This is a genomic window from Streptomyces catenulae, assembly GCF_000718015.1.
GTDB classification, from domain to species: Bacteria; Actinomycetota; Actinomycetes; order Streptomycetales; family Streptomycetaceae; genus Streptomyces; species Streptomyces catenulae.
Map to the genome: position 1 here is coordinate 370,096 of NZ_JODY01000003.1, position 20,090 is coordinate 390,185.

Sequence of the window (20,090 nt, forward strand, 5' to 3'; positions counted from 1 at the left end):
CACGGGCTGTCGCCCGCCCCGCCTCCGGGAGCCCCGCTACGCCCCCGCCTCCTCCAGCGGCGCCCCGCGGTCGGCCCGTTGCCGCGCCGTACCGCTCGTCGCCCGGCGGAAGTCCCCGGGGCTCACCCCCGTCTCGCGGCGGAAGAAGCGGCAGAAGTAGGCCGGGTCGGCGAAGCCCAGCCGGGCGGCCACCTGGGCCACGCTCAGCCCGCTGCCGGAGAGCAGACGCTTCGCCTCGACCGTCTGCGCGTGCCGGATCAGCCCGCCCGGCGTTCGGCCGGTGCCCCGCTTGACCACCTCGGTCAGATGCCCCACCGAGACGCCCAGCTCCTCGGCGTACGAGCGGACCGTGCGGCCCGCGGCGCCGGGGCGGGCCAGCAGGGCGGCGAACTCCCGGGCCAGCGGCGGCATCCGGCCCGACGCCGGGGACGGGCCGGACACGCCGGGCAGCCGCAGCGCCTGGGCGATCAGGATGTGCAGCTGCGCCTGGAGCACCGAGGTGAAACCGTCGGCCCGCTCGCCGTGCTCCCGGACCATCTCCGCCACCAGCGACCCGATCCGCGGCGCCACCCCGGCCGTCACCCGCAGCCCCGGACAGCCGCCGAGCGTCGCCAGCGCGTCCCGGTCGCCCGGGTGCGCCAGCAGGAAGTCCTCGGTGAAGAGGATGACCCAGCCGTGCAACTGCGTCACCTGCTCCCAGTGGTGGACCTGCCCCGGCACGATCACGCTCAGCTCCGGCGGGCACAGCGGCCGCCGGACCAGATCCACCACATGGGCGCCGCGCCCGCCGGTGACGTAGGCGATCTCGTGGAACGAGTGGCGGTGCGGGAAGTTCGCCCGGGCCAGCGGGCCGATCGTGTCGAACGAGCCGATCGCGAAGGGGAGGAGGTGCGGCGTGGGCACGTCGAGGCGGTGCAGGGGCACCGGATCGTCGTGGCGGGGGCCGTCGTTGACACCGCCGCGCGGGACGAAGACGTCGGGTGCGGGGCCCGCCGCGCGGCCACCGCGCGCCGACCCGGCCTGTTCGCTGCGTCTGGGCACGCCCTCACCCTACGAACCTCCGCAAGGCCCGGAGCCCGGCCAACGAACCACCCCTGATCGGCCAAGAACACGTAAAAACAAGGCAGTTGGTCCGCCGTCACACGCCGCCGGGCGCGGAGGGGATCCTCCGCGCCCGGTGTGGGTCAGGTGTCGCCGTCCGGTGGCCGGATCAGGTCGGCACGCTCCACTTCTGCGCCGGGTTGCCCGAGCAGTTGGCGATCTGGACGCGCGTGCCGTTCGAGGCGTTGGCGGCGCGGATGTCCAGGCACTTGTTGGCCGGGAGGTTCACCAGGTCGTGCGGGGCACCGGAGAAGATCCACTGCTGCGAGGGACGGCCGTTGCAGTCCCACAGATGGATCAGCGAACCGTCCGACGTGGCGTTCTCCGCGACATCCATGCACTTGCCGTACGCGCGCACCGTGCCGTCCGACGCCATCGTCCAGCGCTGGGCGGGCATGCCGTTGCAGTCGTGGACCTGGATGGGCGTGCCGTTGGCGCGGTTGCCGTTGGCGACGTCCAGGCAGATGCCGTTCATGCCGTTGATGGTCCCGGTCGGGCCGGTGACCTTCGGCGCCCGCGCCGGGTGCTGCTTGGCGCCGCCCGTGGACGGACGGTCCGCGGTCACCCCGCCGTTCCGGCCCGGTGCCGGAGGCTTCGGGGTGTCCTGGGTGCGCGGCGGGGGCGCGTCGTGCGTGGGCCGTTCGGCCGGCGGCGCGTCGTCGTGCTTGGCGCCGGGCTTCTCGGTGGCCTCGGTCTTCTCCGTCGGGCTCGGCGACGGCTCGGCCTTCTTCGACGCCTCCGGCGACGGGGTGGTCACCGCGGCGGCGGCCACCCGGGTGTCGTCGGCGCTCATCTGCAGCCCGCGCTGGGCCAGCGGCCCGAGCACCACGGCTCCGGCGACCAGCGCGACGGTCGAGCCGAGCGCGATCCACACCCGGCGCTCGGGCAGCAGCCCGATCCGGGCCCGGCCCGGGTCGCGGGCGAACGTCTTCGAGAAACCGCCGGGTGGTTCCTTCGGCGGGGAACTGGGGGAGCGGGAATTGTCCGGTGGCACGGGACCTCCGAGTCGGAACGGTTGGCAGGGACGGGAGGGAGAGTGGTCAGCGGGTGAGGGCGCTCTCCGGCAGGTCGAGCGGGGAGAGCTGCATCAGGACGTCGGCGTCGGGCGCCGCCAGTTCGGAGACGCGCATCGCCTGCCGTTCGGTCATCTCCTGGAAGACCTGACGCGCGGTACGGCCGTTGCCGAAGCGGACGGTCCGCGGGATCGCCGCGAAGTGACCGGACAGCGCCGCACGCGCCTCGTCGGTCAGCTTGTACGCGTGCCGCTCCGCATGGTGCTCCACGATGTGCACCAACTCGTCGGAGCTGTAGTCCTCGAAGAGCAGGGTGCGCGAGAAACGCGAGGAGAGACCGGGGTTGGAGCCGATGAAGCGGTCCATGTCGTCGGGGTAGCCCGCCGCGATGACGACGACCTCGTCGCGCTGGTCCTCCATCAGCTTCACCAGCGTGGCGATGGCCTCCGTACCGAAGTCGTTCCCGGCGACCGCCGGGGCCAGCGAGTACGCCTCGTCGATGAAGAGCACCCCGCCGCGCGCCCGGTTGAACGCCTCGGTGGTCTTCGGACCGGTGTGGCCGACGTACTCGCCGACCAGCGCGGAGCGGTCCACCTCCACCAGGTGCCCGACGGCCAGCAGCCCCAGCGCCTTCAGCAGCCTGCCGTAGAGCCGCGCCACCGTTGTCTTGCCGGTGCCCGGGTTGCCCGCGAAGACCAGATGGCGGCTGAGGGGCGGCGCCGGGAGCCCGGCCTCGCGGCGCCGCCGGACCGTCTGCATCAGCTTCACCATGCCGCCGACATCGCTCTTGACCCGCTCCAGACCGACCAGTTCGCCCAGCTCGGTCAGCAGGTCCTCCAGCGACTCCGGCTCCGCCTCGGGCGCGCCCTCGTCGGCCAGCTCCTCGTCCTCCTCCGGCCGCGCGGCGTCGGACGCCGGGCCGGACGGCCGGTCCGACGCGCCGGGCCGGGCGGGCGCCGCCGGGCCGGGGCCCGACGCCGTCGCGGTCGGCAGCACCGACTGCTCCACACCGTGCGCCGTACAGTCCTCGAACACCGGCGCCGCGTCCTTCGCGGTGCCCAGATCCTGTCCGCAGTCGAAGATCCGGCAGCGGACGAAACGCGGCTCGGCCCGCTCCCCGATGTGCAGCGCGGGGAAGGCGGTGGCGCGGATGTCGCAGTACTCGAAGGTGCCGGAGGCGTCGTCGCCGATCAGGACGCCGTTCTTCCCGGCGGTGTCGATACGGACGCCGGTCACCGCGCAGTCGGTGTCCTTCCACAGCACCAGCGCGGTGCCGCCGGCCCGGAACACCCCGCCGCCGTCCATCCGCAGCCGGGCGCCGCCCGCGACCGTCACCCCCGCGCTGCCCACGTCCGCGATCCGGGTGCCGGTCAGCCGCGCCCGGGCGCCCGGGCCCAGCTCCACACCGGCCTTGCGCTGCCCGGCGACCGTGCTCTCCGTCAGCTCCGACTCCTCGGCCGACAGCAGCCGCACGCCGCTCTCGCCGCCCGTCACCCGGCAGCCGGTCAGCGCCACCGCACCGGCCACCGCCACCTGCACCCCGCACATCGCGGCGTCGCTCAGCGTGGTGTCCGCGGCGCGCGCCCGGGCCTCGTCCGTGACGACCAGCGCGTGTTCCTCGCTGTCCGTGATCCGGCAGCCGGTCAGCCCACCGCGGGCCCGCTCGCCCAGGTGCAGGGCGCTGAAACCGCTGCCGGAGACCGCGCAGTCCACCAGCTCCAGCGCACTGTCGCCCAGCGCCAGCGCGCCGTTGGCCGTCGGGGTCACCACCCGGCAGTCCCGTGCGGTCAGCCGGGCGCCGCCGCCGGTCACCAGACCGCTGCCGCCCGGCGCCGCGATGCGGCAGCCGGTCAGATCGATCCGCGCCTCGTGCTCGGCCTGCGCGCCGGAGCCCGCGGCACCCGCCACCAGGCAGTCGTCCAGCAGCACCTGCGCGGTGTCCTGCGCCAGCACGCCGTGACGGCCCGGGCCGGTCAGCCGGGCGGCGCGGACCGCCAGCCGGGTCGCGCCCCGGGCGCGCAGCGCCGAGCCGGAACTCCCGGTGATCCGCAGCCCGTCGGCGACCACCCGCGCGGTGCCCGACAGCACCACCCCGATGCCGTCGACCGAGGTGATCACGGTGTCCTCCAACCGCGCCCGGCCGTCGCCGCTGACGTGCAGCGCGGCATGGCGGGCGCCGTGCAGCCGGGTACGGCGCAACAGCAGCACCCCGCCGGTTGTCGGGTCCTGGAGGTCCGCCACCAGGTCCGCGGTGAGCGCGCCGTGCAGCACCGCCAGCCGGGCGGCCTCCTCGGGCGGTTCGGCCTCCGGGGCGTCCGGCGCGTCGGGCCGCCCCAGCACCTCGATCCGGCCGTGGCTGAGCGCGCACTCCTCCAGCACCAGACCGGCCGCGTCCTCGACCCGCACCAGCGCCTCCGCCGGGTCGGTGCCCTGGAGCGTCAGCTGCCGCACCGCGCAGTCCGGCGCGGCGACGCTCAGCGCCGGGCCGTGCGCCGGACGGATCTCGACGGTGCCGGGGCCCTGTTCGGGGACGAGCACCACCCGGCGCTCCAGCCGGACGTGCTCCGGGTAGGTGCCCGGCGCGACGGCGATCACCGCGCCCGCGGGGACGGCCGCCACCGCGTCGGAGATCGTCCGGTGGGCACCGCGCCCCCGGGCGGCGACGCGGTACACGGGGTTCGTCATGACGTGCTCTCCTGCGGGTCGTGCGGGTCGTCCTCGGACGGCTCCGGTGCGGGCTGCTGCTGCCACCACGGCGGATCGGCCTTGCGCAGCTCGGGGGTGAGGACCAGCCCGCCGAACATCTTGTCGGCGAACTTGCTGATGCCACCCACCAGGAACAGGTCCACCAGACCCTGCCGATGGTAGAACCTGCCCGCCGCGGACTGCTGCAGCAGTGTCTTGCCGGCTCCGAAGGTGAGGCCGCCGGCGAGGCCCGAGGCCATACCGAGGGCGCCCTCGCGCAGGGCGTCGGTGCCCGAGAGATGGACGAGGTTGCCGTTGGAGTCGTACACCCCGAAGATCGCCGAGTTGGCGGCGCCGACGATGAGGCCGGACGCCAGACCGGAGGTGATACCGACGCTGAAGTCGTAGGTACCGGCCCGCCAGCGGGTGACCTTCTCGTTGCCCGCCCACTCCGACGCCCAGGTGTCGTCGGAGGCCGGGGGCCGGGCGAACGGCTTGCCGGAATCGACGTTGCTCATCCCGGTCTTGAGGGTGCCGCCGCGCCCGGCCATGTTGTGCAGCCCGCTCACCCCGATCTTCACGGTGGAGCCGACCGACGCGCCGAACGCCGCCTTGGCCACGTCCGTCCAGCTGAACTCCCGGCCGGAGATCTCCGCCGCGACGGCGTTGACGATCAGGCCGACGGTGAAGTCGAGCGTGAACTCCTGGAGGAACTCCACCAGCGCCTGCGTCGCCGCCTTCTGCACGAACGGCGTGTACAGCGATTCGCCGTTCACGGTCTTCGACCACTCGAAGCGGTTCGGCTCACGGAGCATCCGGCTGCCGCCGCGGAACTCGGCCGCCCAGCCGCGGAAGTCGTTCTCCCGGCCGACCAGCCCCATCCGGCCGAAACTGTCCCGCTCCCAGACGTACCCGGCCATCGTCCGCTCCGACAGCAGCGTGGTGCCGTCCGCGCCGCCGTAGCGCCGCCACTGCTTGTTCCAGGCGTCGGACTCCAGGAACGTCCCGTCGTCCAGCGCGGTACGCGTCCGCACCGCCACCCCGTTGTCGAACTCCCGCCACGTACCGGCCGTGTACTCCGCGTCGGGCGTCGCCCGGTGTTCGCGGACCCGGACCGACGGGTCGCCGAAGTGGTCCTGGAACGCCGAGCCGGAGCGCGGCACCGGCGGGATCTCCTGGACCAGCACGCCGTCGGCGCGGTCGGCCCACAGCGCGCCCTTGCGCCAGTCGTCCAGTGCGGTACCCCGGGCGTCGGTCCAGGTGCGGATCCGGCCGTCGGCGCCGTCGCCGAACTGCAGGAGGTGGCCGTCCTTGTCGGTCTTGTTCCAGTGCCACACCGACGGCTCGCCGTCGCGTCCCGGCACCCGCCAGGCGTCGACGGACGTCCCGTCGTCGAGCACCCGGTGCTCGCGGACCAGCCGACCCGTGGAGTCGAAGTCCTGGTACGAGGCGTTGTCCCAGTACCGGCCGGTGCCGCCGCCCGCCGACTGCACCCGGACACCGGACTCGCCGCCCGCCTGCCAGGTGATCTCGGCGGCGCCGGGACGCCCGCCCGCGGTGACCTCGACGCCGCCCGGCCAGGTGTCGCGGCGCGCCACGATCTCGCCGTGCTGGTCGGTACGGATCCAGTCGTCGCCGGGCCCGGCGTGCACCGTGCCGTCGGCGTCCGCGGCACGCGGCGGGGTGCGGTACTCCACGACGGTGCCGTCGGCGAAGCCCTCCCGCGCCACGCGCCACTCCCCGGCGCCCGGTGTGAACCAGTCGCCCTCGGCGGCGCCGGGCCGGTAGCGGTCCTGCCACACGAGTCCGCCGTGCCCGCGGTCGCCGCCGCCGGTGCCGGTGAAGTCACCGGCGTGGAAGGTGCGGTGGCCCTTGAGTCCGTCGTCCCCCGCCGACCAGGGCAGATAGCCGTCCCGCGGGGTGGCGCCGGTCGGCAGCTCCACCTCGCCGACGGTCAGCTTGGAGCCGTCGGAGAGGGTGGAGGTGGCGCGGACGACGGTGCCGTCGGAGGCCACGTCGAGCGTCGAGCCGTCCCGGCCCACCAGCCGTACGCCGGTGGTCGTGGGCGCGTCGGCACCGGCCGGGGTGTACTTCCAGGTGTGCACCTGGAAGCCGTTGTCGGCGGCGAGCCAGCTCTTCCCGGCGAACGTGCGGTGCTCGACGGAGGAGAGCAACTGCCGCACCCACGACGGCGGACGCTGCTCCATGAGGCGGTGGGTCTCCAGGAACCCGCCGTCCTTCAGGGTGGTGCCCGCGGCGTTCTCCTTGCCGTGCGCGGAGTGCGAGATCCAGTCCCGCTTCAGGGTGCCGTCGGCCGCCATCTCCCGCTGGAAGTACCGGCGGTTGTTGTCGGCGTGCAGCCGCCCGAACCGCTCGTGGACGGTCTCGGTCAGCCCGGTCCGCGGGTCGGTCAGGGTGTCGGTCCAGCCGCGCCCCGGGCTCCACGTCCGCTCGCCCTGGGCGAGGTGCCGGTACTCGGCGTCGTAGCGGTGCCAGGTGGTGGGGCGGCCGGTCAGCCCCTGGGTGAGCGGGGTGCGGTCCAGTTCGGCGAGGACATGGCCGCCGTCGGGGTTCTCCCGCCAGTGCCGGACGCGGGTGGCGCCGTCCATGTCGTACCAACTGCGGCCGCTGGTGCCGAAGTGGCGGTGGCCGTGGCGACCGGCGGTGCCGTCGGCCAGGATCTCCTGCCAGTCGCTGCGCTGGTGGCCGAAGCGGGCGAAGCCGGTGGCGCCGGTGGGCCGCTGGGCGTCGAGGAAGCCGCCGCCGGGCAGCGGGCGCCGCTCGAAGACCTCGGCGCCGCTGTGGCTGAGCAGCTGCACCCGGCCCTCGCCGAGCCCCTTCTCGCCGACGGTGCCGGAGTCGAACCACTTCGCGGTGGCATCCGGCCGCTCCGTGGTGCCGGGCGTGATCCGCTTCCAGGTGGCCGCCGCGGCGTCCGCGCCGTCGGCGGGCGGCGCCGGGAAGTCCACCTCGAAGTGGTGGCCGGGGAGCGGCGCACCGTGGCGGACGACGTTGATCCGCATCCTCTCCGGGCTGCCGTCCGCCCGGTAGAGCGTGTACTCGCCCCGGCGCAGCGGCCCGGAGCCGTCGACGCGGAAGCCGCCGTCGGGCTGCCGGACGACGTGGACGCCGGTGGCGTCGAGGTGGGCGTCGAGCAGTTCGTCGGAGCCCGCGCGCAGGAACCGGCCGTCGGGCATGTCGCCGAGCCGCACCGCGTCGTACAGGTGGTTCCCGGCGCCGTCCGCGACATGGAAGGTGGTGCCCTCCGGGGTGACGACATGGGTCACCGTGCCGTCCGCGGCGACCAGCCGGAAGCCGCCGTCGCCGTCCTCGACACGGAAGCCGCCGCCGGGCCGGGTGCGGGCGGTGAAGCCCTCGGCCCGCTGGAGGTCGGCGCCGAGGACGTCCACCGCGCCGTGTTCGTACACCCGCAGCGACTGCCCGGCGGCGCCGGGGGCGTCCGGGAGGCGCAGCGCCCGGAACTCGTGGGCGCCGGAGGCGTCGAAGACATGCACCGTGGTGGCGTCGGTGACCCGGAAGCCGTCGCCGTGCGCGGCGACCTCGGTACCGGGCAGCGGGGCGCCGTCGGCGGTGTGCAGCGGTCCGGACGGGGCGGGCGCCGCGCCGCCGGGCCGGGTGAGCGGCCGGTGGGCGAAGTGCGTCGCGCCGTCCGCGTCGGTCAGCGCCACCAGATCGTGCAGCTGACCGCCCTGTCGGTCGAAGACCTGATGGCCCTGGGCGGTGGAGACGCGGAGGTGGTCGCCGTACGCCTCGACGCGGGCGCCCGGCACCGGTGCGCCGTCGCCGAACCGCAGGACCGGGCCGTCGGGCGTCTCCACCACCGTGCGGTAGAGCGTCAGCCCCTCCGGGGTGTGCAGCGACACCTGGCGCGGGGCGCCGGTGCCCGCGGGCGGCGGGGTGCCGTGCACTGCCGCGGCGGGCGGCGGCGCCGTGTGCCCGCCGGGCGGGGGCGTCGGGTGCGTGGTCGGCGCCGGGGTGTGCGGCGGGACGGGGACGGCCGGGACTCCAGCCTGGTCCAGGGCCTGCATCTCGTGCCACTCGCCCGGCCGGGTCGACCGTCCGGCGCCGCCCACCAGCCGGGGGCGTTCCTTCAAGGACGCGTCCAGGAGGTCGTCCAACCGGGCGCGGACGGCGTCCGGGTCCATGCCGTGCGCCCGGAACGCGTCCCGGGCCTCGTCGAACCGGGTCTGCGCGGAGTGCAGTTCGGTACGGGCCCGCTCGCCGACGCTGGGCCCGTGCGAGGAGCCGTCGGTGCGCCCGCCCCGGGTGTCCAGGTGGAACTGCGCCTGATCGAGGTCGATCTGTGCCCGCTGCACGTCGTTCCAGGCGTCGACGCGGGCCCGGACGGTGTCCTCGGAGTCGCCGGGGCGGCGGAAGACGTCGAGCCGGGCGTCGGATTCGCGGATCCAGGCGGCGTCCAGCTCGGCGCCGGTGGGGCGGGAGGCGTGGACGGAGGGGAGCGTGCCCTCGGGGAGCTTGCCGAGGGCCTTGGGGCTGAGGCCGCCGGTGGGGGCGCCGTCCAGGTGGAGGCCGCCGACGGAGGTGGTGAGGTCGTCCGCCGGGGTGTGCGGCGGCGTCTTCTCCCAACTGTCGGGCACGGGCAGCCGGTTGAAGTCCTCGCCGTTGTGGAGGACGTTGCCGCGCAGATCGGCGGCGATATGGGTGAAGCCGGTGCCGCTCCAGCTCTTGTCGAGCAGCTTCTCGCCGCCGGGACCGGTGAAGGTGACGCCGACGCTCTTCACCAGCCCGTTCTCGCTGAGCGAGGGGTGCACGGTGACGTTTTCGAAACCGCTCCAGCGGACGAGCGACGGCTCGTCGAAGGCGCGCCCGAAGTCGTCGAACGCGGTGCCCGACGGCAGACCCGGCCACTCCTCCCGCATGACGGCGGCGAAGTCGTCCGGCGAGATCGCCTCGGCGCGTACCGGCACGACCGTCAGCCCGCCCTCGACGCGCGCCGGACCGGTCCGGACGAGCGTCGTCGGCGGAAGGGTGATCTCCCACTGGTCGGGGCTGCGCGGCACGGGGGCGCCCGCGGCCACATGGTCGTAGTGCGGCGGGTACGCCATGACGAGCTTGGCGTGATCGGCCGGGACGTGGATCTCGAAGACCACCCGGTTGCTCAGCACCAGGCCCTCGGCCCACTCGGACTGGAAGTCGAAGGTGTTGGAGGTGGAGATCGGCAGTCGCTCGACGAAGGTGTCGGCCGCCTGACTCGCCGGGTCCATGGAGACGCCGCGGTAGACCGTCAGCTCCTTGTTGGGGCCCTCGAACAGCAGGTCCTGCGTCACCCGGTGGAAGTCCCGCACCTTGCCGAGGAGATGGTCGCTCGCCGCCCCCGGGTTGAGGAAGCCGCCGTAGCCGCGCTTGGAGGTGAACGAGCCGCCGATGACGTCCCGCATCAGCGCGGCGACCGTACCGTCGGCCTCGGCGCGTCCGAGGTGGACATGGGCGACATCGATGAGGGAGTTCCAGTTGTCGGCCGCCTCGCCGGTCAGCCCGGCGGCGGCGGGCGGCGCGCCGGTGTGCGGTGCGGGGACCGGCGGGGCGTCGTGGAAGGCGCCGTTGGACCACAGATAGCGCTGCGGACCGGACGGCGAGGCGACGACGAGGTGCCCGTCCTCGTACTTCACCGGCCAGGAGTGGCCGCTCGCCGCGTCCACCACCGGCGCCGGGCGGGGCTCGTTGAGGTGCGGGGTGGTGGTGAGGCGGGTGCCGTCGAGCGGCCCGCCGTGCAGGACGAGGTCCTCGCCCGCCGGGGTGAGCCGGTTGCCCAGGCCGACCCGGTAGTGCCAGGTGCGGACGGGGCTGCCGCCGGGCGTGTCCAGCAGGTCCACCCGGAACTGCTTGTTCCGCGGGCTGAAGTCCTCGGCGTGCATCACCAGCAGACCACCGGCGTCGTCCCCGTCACGGAACTGCGGCAGCCCACCGCGCGGCGCCTCGACGACCGCGCCGTGGCCGAACGGCAGCTCCTTCTGGTGCGGTCCCAGCTCGCCGCCGCTGCCGCCGGGCAGCCGCGGGCGTTCCTTGAGCGAGGCGGCGAACAGCTCGTCCAGCCGGGCGCCGACCGCGTCCGGGTCCATGCCGTGCGCCCGGAACGCGTCCCGGGCGAGGTCGAGCCGGTGGCCCGCCGCCTCGTGGCCGAGCCGCGCATGGTCGCCGACGGTGAACGGACTCTCCGAACTTCCGGCGCCGTTGCCGCCCTCGGTGTCGAGGCGGAACTGCGCCCCGTCCAGCTCCCGCCGGGCCCGCTGGACCTCCACCCAGGCGTCGACGCGGGCCCGGACGGTGTCCTCGGAGTCGCCGGGGCGGCGGAAGACGTCGAGCCGGGCGTCGGACTCGCGGATCCAGGCGGCGTCCAGCTCCGCGCCGGTGGGGCGGGAGGCGTGGACGGAGGGGACGGTGCCCTCGGGGAGCTTGCCCAGGGCCTTGGCGCTGAGGCCGCCGGTGGGGGCGCCGTCCAGGTGGAGACCGCCGAGGGAGGAGGAGAGGCCGTCCGCCGGGGTGTGCGGACGGTCCCAACTGCCCGGCTTCGGCAGGCTGCTGAACTCCTCCGCGTTGTGCAGCACCCCGCCGCGCAGATCGGCGGCGATATGGGTGAAGCCGGTGCCGCTCCAGCTCTTGTCGAGCAGCTTCTCGCCGCCGGGACCGGTGAAGGTGACGCCGACGCTCCCGGCTTGGTGACGGTGAAGGTCTTCACCAGCCCGTTCTCGCTGAGTGAGGGGTGCACGGTGACGTCCTCGAAGCCGCTCCAGCGGACGAGCGAGGGCTGCTCGAAGGCGCGCCCGAAGTCGTCGAAGGCGGAGCCCGACGGGAGTCCGGGCCACTCCGCCTTGATGACGGTGGCGAAGTCGTCCGGGGAGATCGCCTCGGCGCGGACCGGCACGATCGTCAGGCCGCTGCCGGGGTCGATCCGGCTCGGCCCGGTGCGCACCAGCGTGGTGGGGGAGAGGGTGATCTCCCACTGCTCGGGGCTGCGCGGCGCCGGGTTCGCGCCGTGGTCGAAGTGCGGCGGGTACGCCATCGCCAGCTTGCCGTGGTCCGCCGGGACCTGGATCTCGAAGACCACGCGGTTGCTGATCACCCCGTTCTTCGCCCACTCCGGCTGGAAGTCGAAGGTGTTGGAGGTGGAGATCGGCAGCCGCTCGGTGAAGGTGTCCGCCGCCTGGGAGGCGGGGTCCATGGAGACGCCGCGGTAGACCGTCAGCTCCTTGTTGGGGCCCTCGAACAGCAGGTCCCGCGTCACCCGGTGGAAGTCCTCCACCTTCGCCAGCAGCGCGCCGTCCTCCAGCTTCGACGGGATGACGAAACCGCCGTAGCCGCGCTTGGAGGTGAACGAGCCGCCGATGACGTCCCGCATCAGCGCCGCGACCTTGCCGTCGGTGTCGGCCCGTCCGAGATGCACCCGGGCCACATCGATGAGGGAGTTCCAGTTCTCCGCGTACCGGCCGGTCAGCCCGGCGGCGGCGGGCGGCGTGCCGGTGTGCGGCGCCGGGACCGGCGGGGCGTCGTGGAACGCGCCGTTGGACCACAGATAGCGCTGCGGACCGGACGGCGAGGCGACGGTGACATGGCCGTCCTCGATCCGCACCGGCCAGGCGTGGCCGCTCGCCGCGTCCACCACCGGCGCCGCCGTGGACTTCCCCAGCTTCGATGTCGTCGCGACCGTGATCCCGTCGAGCGGACCGCCGCGCAGCGCGATGTCCTCCCCGCTGAGGGCGAGACCCAGACCGCGCTGGTAGTGCCAGGTGCGGACGGGGTTGCCGCCCGGCGCGTCCAGCAGCTGGACGCTGAACCGGCTGTCGGCGGCGCCGCCGTGGACGACCAGCCGGTCGCCGAACTCCTCGGCGCCCGCGAGCGTCGGCACCTCACGGCGCGGCGCCTGGACCACCACCCCGGCAAGACCTGGCAGATCCTTCTCGAACCGGCCGCTCGCCTGCGCCCCGCCCAGCAGCCGCGGGCGTTCGGCGAGCGAGAGGTCGTCCAGGGCACGCAGCTCGTGCGCGACGGTGTCCGGGTCCATGCCGAGCTGCCGGAAGCTGTCCCGGGCGTGGCCGAGCCGGTTGGCCGCCGCGTCGAGGTCAACCCGCGCCTGCTCGCCGACGGTCGGGCCGCCCGAACCGCCGTCCCCGCGGCCACCGTTGATGTCGAAGTCCAGCTGCGCCTGGTCGAACTCCCGCTGCGCGCGCTGCACCTCGCCCCAGGCGCCGACCCGCGCGTCGACCACCTCGTCGGAGGCGCCGGGGCTGCGGAAGACGTCCAGCCGGGCGTCGGACTCCCGCGCCCAGAGCGCGTCCAGCTCCGCGCCGGACGGCCGGGACGCGACGACGGCGGGATCCGGGAGCCGCCCCGGCGTGCCCGTCGCCTCGACGGCGCCGGGGGAGTGCGGCGCCGCCGGTGCCGGGGAGCCGTGCCAGCCCTCGGGCAGCGGCAGCGGCTTCATCACCTCGTTGTTGTGGAGCACACCGCCCCGCAGATCCTGCCCGAGACCGCGGAACTTCTGCTGGTCGAAGGTCCGGTCGGAGAGGAGCTTGCCGTCCCCGTCGGTGAACGTCAGACGGACGGACTGCTGCTCCGGCAGGTGGGTGATCCCGATGGTCAGCTCGCCGGAGTGGCCCGGCTTGGTGACGGTGACCGTCCGCACCAGGCCGTCCCCGTTCAGCTCGGAGCGGGCGAAGGCGCCCTCCAGCCCCTCCCAGCGGCCGACGGCGCCCGGCTCGAAGGCGCGCCCGAAGTCGTCGAAGGCGGTGCCCGACGGGAAGCCGGACCACTCCGCCTTGATGACGGTGGCGAAGTCGTCCGGAGAGATCGCCTCGGCGCGGACCGGCACGATCGTCAGGCCGCTGTCCGGATCGATGCGGTTGGGCCCGGTACGGACCAGCGTCGTCGGCGGGAGGGTGACCTCCCACTGGTCGCTCTTGGGCGGCGCGGCGCCCGCACCGGCGTGGTCGTAGTGCGGCGGGTACGACATGGCGAGCTTGCCGTGGTCGGCGGGGACGTCGATCTCGAAGACGACGCGGTTGCTGAGCACCCCGTTCTTCGCCCACACCGGCTGGAACTCGAAGGTGTTGGACGTCGAGATCGGCAGCCGCTCGATGAAGGTGTCCACCGTCTGGGCCGCCGGTTCCATCGACACGCCGCGGTAGACGGTGATGCGCTCGTTGGCGCCCTTGAACAGCAGATCCTGGGTGAGGCCGTGGAACTGCTTGGTCTGCCCGACCAGATCGCCGCGGACCAGCGCCTCGGGGTCGACGAAACCGCCGTAGCCGCGCTTGCCGGTGAACCCGCCGCCGATGACCTTGTTCATCATGGCCTCGACCGTCTTGTTCACGGCCGACTCGCCCAGGTGGACCCGGGCCAGATCGACGAGCTTGCCCCAGTTCGCGGCGGCGTCGCCGGTCAGACCCGCGGCGGCCGGGGGCGGGTCGGTGTGCGGCGCCGGGAGCAACGGGCCGTCCTGGAAGGCGCCCGACCAGGTGTAGCGCTGCGGTCCGCCCGGCGAGGCGATGGTGACCTCGTCCCCGTCGATCCGCACCGGCCAGGAGTGCCCGGCCGCGTCGACGGGCGCCGCCGTCGACACCCCCAGCTTCGAGGTGGTGGCGACCGTCGCGCCGTCGAACGCGCCGCCGCGCAGCACGAAGTCCTCGCCGCCGAAGGCCAGCCCCATCCCGCGCTGGTAGTGCCAGGTGCGGACGGGGCTGCCGCCCGGCGCGTCCAGCAGCTCGACGCGGAACTGCCGGTCGCCCGCGCCGCCGTGGACGACGAGGCGGTCCCCGAGGGCACCGGCGTCGACGACGTCCGGGGCCGCGCCCCGCGGCGCCCGCACCACCGCGCCCTCGACACCGGGCAGTTCCCGCTCGAACCGGCCGCTCGGCACCGCGCCGCCCAGGAGCCGCGGACGCTCCTTCAGCGACGCGGCGTCCAGCGCGTCCAGCTTCCGCGTCACGTCGTGCGGGTCCATACCGTGCACCCGGAACGCGTCCTCGGCGTCGTCCAGCGCCTTCCCGGTGGCCCGGAAGTCCGCCAGCGCCTGCTCACCGACGGACGGACCGGACGAGGGACCGTCGATCCGGCCGCCGACCGCGTCCAGCCGTCCCTCCGCCGCCGTATGGTCGATCCGCGCCCGCTGCACCCGGTCCCAGGCGCCCAACCGCGCCTCCAGGTCGCCCGGGAGATCGCCGGGCTTGCGGAACACGTCCACCTTGGCGAGCGACTCGTTCTTCCACTGCGCGAACGGGTCGGGCGCCCTGCCCTTGCCCTTCCCGCCGGTCCCGACGCCGTCCGGACCGCCGAGGTCGACGCCGTCGGCCCGCCCGTGCGGGGCGCCCGGGGCGGGGAGGTGCCCGGTGCCCGGGCGGACGGCCTCGGCGCCCGGGACGTCGATCCCGCCCGCACCGTGCGCAACCACCGGCGTGGTCGCACCGTCCAGCGCGGTGACGCCGTGGCCCGGCGTTCCGGCGCCGGGCACCTCCGGCAGCTTCGGCTCCGGCACGGCGGTGACCGCCGAGCCGGTCGCCGGGGTCTCCACCGGGTGGCCCGGCACGGCGCCCGGTCCGTCGGGCATGCCGTGGCCGGGCGCCGGGACGGACCGCTCGCCCAGCCCGGCAAGATCCCCGCCGAACCCGCCCTGCGAGGTGCGCACCGCACCGCCCACCGCGGGCACCTCGGGGTGCGCCGCGGCGGCGGGCGGCGGGGTGATGCCGTGCGCGGTGGCGCCCGGCTGCACGGTCGGCGGGGCCAGGTGCTCCCCGGCGGTCGGCGGCGTCAGACCACGCGCTGCCGGGGGCGGGACGACGCCGGTGGCTCCGGCCGCGGGCACGTCCACACCGTGGGTGACGGTGCCCGGCGGGGTGATCCCGTGCGTGGCGGTGGCCGGGGGCGTGATCCCGTGGACGCCCGTCACCGGCGGGGTGATGCCGTGGGTGGCGAGGGTCGGCGGGGTGATGCCGGAGACGTCCACCCCGGCGCCGAGACCGCGTCCCGCGCCGACGTCCGCGATCCGCCCGGCGCCCGCGTTGACGGCGGCGCCCGGCACCTCGGTGTGGGCCAGCCCGTGCACCGGACCCGGCGTCACCGAGCCGGTGGCCGGGAGATGGATCTCGCCCGGCGCGGTCACCACGGGGGCGGTGGTGCCCGTCGCGGGCAGGTCGAGACGGCCGACGGACGGCGTCGCCACCGGGGTGTGCGCCCCGGTGGCCGGGATGTCGAGATGCCCGACGGTGGGCATCGCGCCCGGCGTCAGGGAGCCGGTGTGCAGATCGAAGGTGCCGGCCGCCGGTACGCCCGGCGCCTCGACATGACCGAGGTCGACCAGGCCCGCGGACGAACCGTGCGGCATCGCGGTCGACGGCGACGGCAGGTCGAAGGAGCGCAGCGCCGGGACGTCCGCGATCCGCGCGCCCGAGCCGATGTTGCCCAGATCGCCCAGCCCGTGCGAGACGTTGAGGTGCCCGGAGGAGACCGACCCGAGACCGTGCCCGCCCAGACCGGTCGCCCCGCCCGGCGCCGCCACCCCGGACAGCCCGCCCTGCGGCGAGAGATGCGAGACGGGGCCGACGGTCGGCAGGTTGCCGAGCACCCCGGAGTGGCCGAGGTTCGACAGTCCGCCGAGCGACGAGTCGAGCCCGCCGAGCCCCTGCACCGACGGCAGGTTCAGCCCGCCGTGCAGCCCGCCCAGGCCCTGCACCGACGGCATCGAGATCCCGCCGTGCAGCCCGGCGCCCATGCCCTCCAGCTTCGGCATGGACAGATGAGGGGTGCTCAGCCCGGCCATCGAACCGTCGAGGTGCATCGCCGGCGGGGTGCCGACGCCGTGCATCGACAGCGACGGCGAGAACGACCCGGGACCGGCGAAGTTCCCGGTCCGCATCACCGCGAGGTCGCCGATCGGGTCGATGTGCACCGACGGGATGGAGCCGCCGCCCGCGCCCGCGAGATGGTTGATCGGCCCGGCGCCGCCCAGCAGCCGCCCGCCCGCACCGACCGCGCCGAAGCGGTACTTGCCGAACATGCCGCGGTCGATGAAGCCGATCCGCAGCGCCTTGCCGACGCCCAGCGCCTGGATCTCGGCGGCGTCCACCGGCAGGATCAGCCGCAGCGCCTTGAAGCCGGACAACCCGTCGACCACGGACCTGCCGCCCGCGACCAGCCCGGAGCCGATCCACTTCGCCGCGTTGCCGATGCCCTTCATCCCGCCGTACGCGAGCGCCCCCGCGAAGTGCAGCCCGCTGATGCCCGCGGGCAGCATCATCGGCAGCGCCTTGAACGGCGTGACGATGTGGAAGGCGCCGTTCATCCCGGTGAAGATCCGGCCGCCGAAGCCGGGGATCTTCGTGAACGGGGTGTGCGTCCACAGCCCGTTCAGGCCCCGGCTCCAACTCGCCGCGCCCCGCGCGAAGTCCTTCGTGCCGAAGAACAGATGCAGCGACATGTTGAGGATGTTGCGCCCGGTGAAGACGTTCTTGAACGAGGTGAACGCCGTCTTGACGCCGCTGATGCCCTTGGCGGCCAGCCCCCGCAGGCTCTGGAACACCTTGGTGATCTGCAGACCCTTGGTGCTGGGCGCGATCATGCCGAGCCCGGCCAGCAACAGGTCCAGCGCGCTGGCGTCACCGTTGGCGAAGTCCACCGCGGTCTTGATGAAGATGGCGACGTTCAGCGCGACGGCGAACAGCGCCACCGGACCGCCCACGATGATCGCCGGGATGATCAGGATGATCGCCAGCCAGCTGAGCGCCTTCATGATCTCGTCGCAGGCGTCGATCGGCGAGGCGATCTTGTCACCGGCCGCCCGCACCGCCCGCGCCGCCGTCTTGGACGCCTCCTTCTGGACGTCCCCGGCGTCCTTCGCTGTCGACTTCAGCGAGTCCCGGCCGTCCTCGTCGTCCTCGTCGAGCCCCTTGGCCTGCTGGAGCGCCGTGTCCGCGCGGCCCTGCTGCTCCTCCATGACCGCCTGGTACGTCCGCAGCGCGCTCTGCACGTCCTCCTGCGCCTCGCGGAACGTCGAGACGAACTTGCGCAGTTTGCCGTCGATGACCTCGCGCAACGCGTCACCGGTCTTGCCGACGAAGGCGCCGTCCGTGGTGTTCTTCACCTCGGTGAGCCCGTCGTCGATCTTGTCCGCGAGATCGACCAGCTCCTGCTGGGACGCGATGACCTCCCGGATCCTGGCCGCGTCACCCGGGGTCGGGTCCGAGTCCAGGCCCAGGGCGCTCCAGTCCGTTTCGCGGGGCAACGACGTACCGGCCTTCCTTGAACGGCTGCCGCGGGCGGCGCGGCAGGGTGGTGGGGGTGGGTGCGGTGCGGGCAGTACGGGCAGTTCGGGCCCGGTGCCGCCGGAAGGGAGGCCCGGCGGGGAGAAGGGCCCGTACGCATTACACGCACCACGGCCCCGGGAGGTTCACCGTCCCGCGCGGTAATTCCGCTTCGGGGTGAACCATCCGGCCCGCCCGTGCGTGAGAGGAGTGCAAGGTAATGCTTCCGCCGCCCGGCCGCAGGCCCCAGAGGTGCCCATGCCCGACTTCTCCATCGACTACGAGCTGCTCAACCAGGTGCAGACCCGGATGCGTCAGCTGGCCGACACGGCCGACTCCGGCGGTGCCAAGGGTGCGCTCAAGACCCTGACGGAGTCGACCGACGACGCCAAGAGCGTCATGGGCTTCAGCGACCTCGGCGCGGCGATGTACGCCTTCTCACACCGCTCGGCGAGCCGGGCGAAGGACGCGAAGGACGGCCTCAACAAGCTCGCCGACATCTTCGAGTCGGTGTCCGACAACTACTTCCAGGTCGACGCGGGCATGGCGGACAGCGCCGGGGTGATGGGCGCGAGCCTCGGTCTCGACGACTGGAAGCACAAGAAGGCCGCCTGGGACCAGTGGGACGAGGACACCAAGGCGTGGAACGACTACCTGAAGGAGATCGGCGCGTCCGACTACTTCAAGGAGCACCCCGGGGCCGACATCAACGACGTGTGTTCCGCCGTCGACGGCGCCCCCTCCTGGTGCGAGCGGTACAACAACGACAAGGACGTCCCCTCGCAGCCCGGCGACCACCCCGAGGGCGAGCGCCCCGACGACACCCCGCCCACCGAGAAGACCATCACCACCGACTCGGGCAGCACCCACGTCAAGGTGACCCTCGACGACGACAACAACGTCATGACCGAGGAGTCCACCGTCACGATCGGCTCCGGCGCCGACGAGCAGAAGTACATCAACAAGACGACGTACGACTCGTCGCCGCAGCCCATCACGCTCGACAACGGCAAGACGTTCGACGCGCGTGACTACACCACGGTGACGACCGGCCCGGACGGCTCCGAGACCACCACCCGCTACGTCATCAACGACGACGGCAGCGGCACCATGACCGTCACCTCGGACGACGAGACCACGACCTACACCCGCTCCTCCCCCTTCGGCGACGGCGCCGAATGGAAGGAGGAGGACGACTGAGCCGCGCCCCGCGCACCGGCCGTCCGCCCCGGGGCCCCGCCCCGCACCCCTGAGCCCCCGTACGACATCCCGTAACCAAGGAGAGATCTTGGCCGCCAACATCAGCCTCGACTTCGCGGAGATCGAGCGCGTCTCGAACCTGCTCAAGAACAGTGCCGACAACACCCTTGTGCCCCGGATGACGGAGGCCAAGAACGAGGTCGACACGATGCTCAACTCCACGCTGAAGTTCAACAACTCCAGCCCCGCCCTCCAGCAGTCCTACGAGAAGCTCACGCAGTCGCTGACCGAGGCGACGCAGAGCATCAAGGACTTCGCGGAGCAGTTCGAGAAGATCGTTCAGTCGATGCGGGACATGGACGACGAGATGGCGAACAAGATCCGCTCCAGCGGCAGCTGACGCCCGCGCCGCCCGGCGGCGCCCCGTACGACCCGACCGCACTCCCCGGAGGAACACATGGCGCAGGACGTCTTTCTCGACTACGACGACATCAAGCGTGTCGCCAACACCATGGAGAACAAGTTCACCGACATCGCCAACGAACTGGGCGATCTGGAGAACACGGTGAGCACGCTGCTCAAGGACGGTCTCGTCTTCGAGCAGTCCAGCCCGGCGCTCGAAGAGGCGTACCAGGCGTTCAGCAAGCAGATGAAGGAGTCCTCGGCGAACATCAAGGTGTTCGCACAGTCCTTCACCGACATCGTCAAGTCCATGACGGACTCCGACAGCCAGATCGCCGCGGGCGTCCGCAGCAGCTCCAACGGCTGACGACGGAACGCGAACGGGCCCGGCACCCACCGTGGGTGCCGGGCCCGTCCG

General features: G+C 73.6%; 7 protein-coding genes. 3 read left to right on the forward strand and 4 right to left on the reverse strand.

The genetic code is table 11. The features are described from left to right. Positions 1–36: 36 nt before the first annotated feature. The 4 genes from IF23_RS0105645 to IF23_RS0105665 form a co-directional block, all read right to left on the reverse strand. Entirely contained in the window at positions 37–1,041 is a 1,005-nt protein-coding gene (locus tag IF23_RS0105645) for a helix-turn-helix domain-containing protein (protein WP_078653799.1), read from the reverse strand. A gap of 169 nt (positions 1,042–1,210) precedes the next feature. Next, positions 1,211–2,095: a ricin-type beta-trefoil lectin domain protein gene (locus IF23_RS31900; protein ID WP_030280448.1), complete on the reverse strand. Its 885-nt coding sequence runs from the start codon at positions 2,093–2,095 to the stop codon at positions 1,211–1,213. Between the two features lie 46 nt (positions 2,096–2,141). Further along, the gene (locus tag IF23_RS0105655; protein WP_030280450.1) at positions 2,142–4,799 is read right to left on the reverse strand and encodes a right-handed parallel beta-helix repeat-containing protein; all 2,658 of its coding nucleotides are present in this window, start codon (positions 4,797–4,799) and stop codon (positions 2,142–2,144) included. Positions 4,800–10,695: 5,896 nt separating this feature from the next. Further along, positions 10,696–18,051 carry a hypothetical protein gene (locus tag IF23_RS0105665; RefSeq protein WP_030280454.1) on the reverse strand — a complete coding sequence of 2,452 codons (7,356 nt, stop codon included), beginning with the start codon at positions 18,049–18,051 and terminating at the stop codon, positions 10,696–10,698. A gap of 277 nt (positions 18,052–18,328) precedes the next feature. On the opposite strand from IF23_RS0105665, the gene IF23_RS0105670 reads away from it, so the two are divergent. From IF23_RS0105670 to IF23_RS0105680, 3 genes are all read left to right on the forward strand, one after another. Further along, positions 18,329–19,270 carry a hypothetical protein gene (locus tag IF23_RS0105670; RefSeq protein ID WP_030280456.1) on the forward strand — a complete coding sequence of 314 codons (942 nt, stop codon included), beginning with the start codon at positions 18,329–18,331 and terminating at the stop codon, positions 19,268–19,270. Between the two features lie 88 nt (positions 19,271–19,358). Then, positions 19,359–19,670, forward strand: coding sequence for a hypothetical protein (locus IF23_RS0105675; protein ID WP_030280457.1), 312 nt, complete (start codon positions 19,359–19,361; stop codon positions 19,668–19,670). 57 nt (positions 19,671–19,727) lie between these two features. Continuing rightward, entirely contained in the window at positions 19,728–20,039 is a 312-nt protein-coding gene (locus IF23_RS0105680; protein ID WP_030280459.1) for a hypothetical protein, read from the forward strand. The last annotated feature ends 51 nt before the right edge of the window (positions 20,040–20,090 follow it).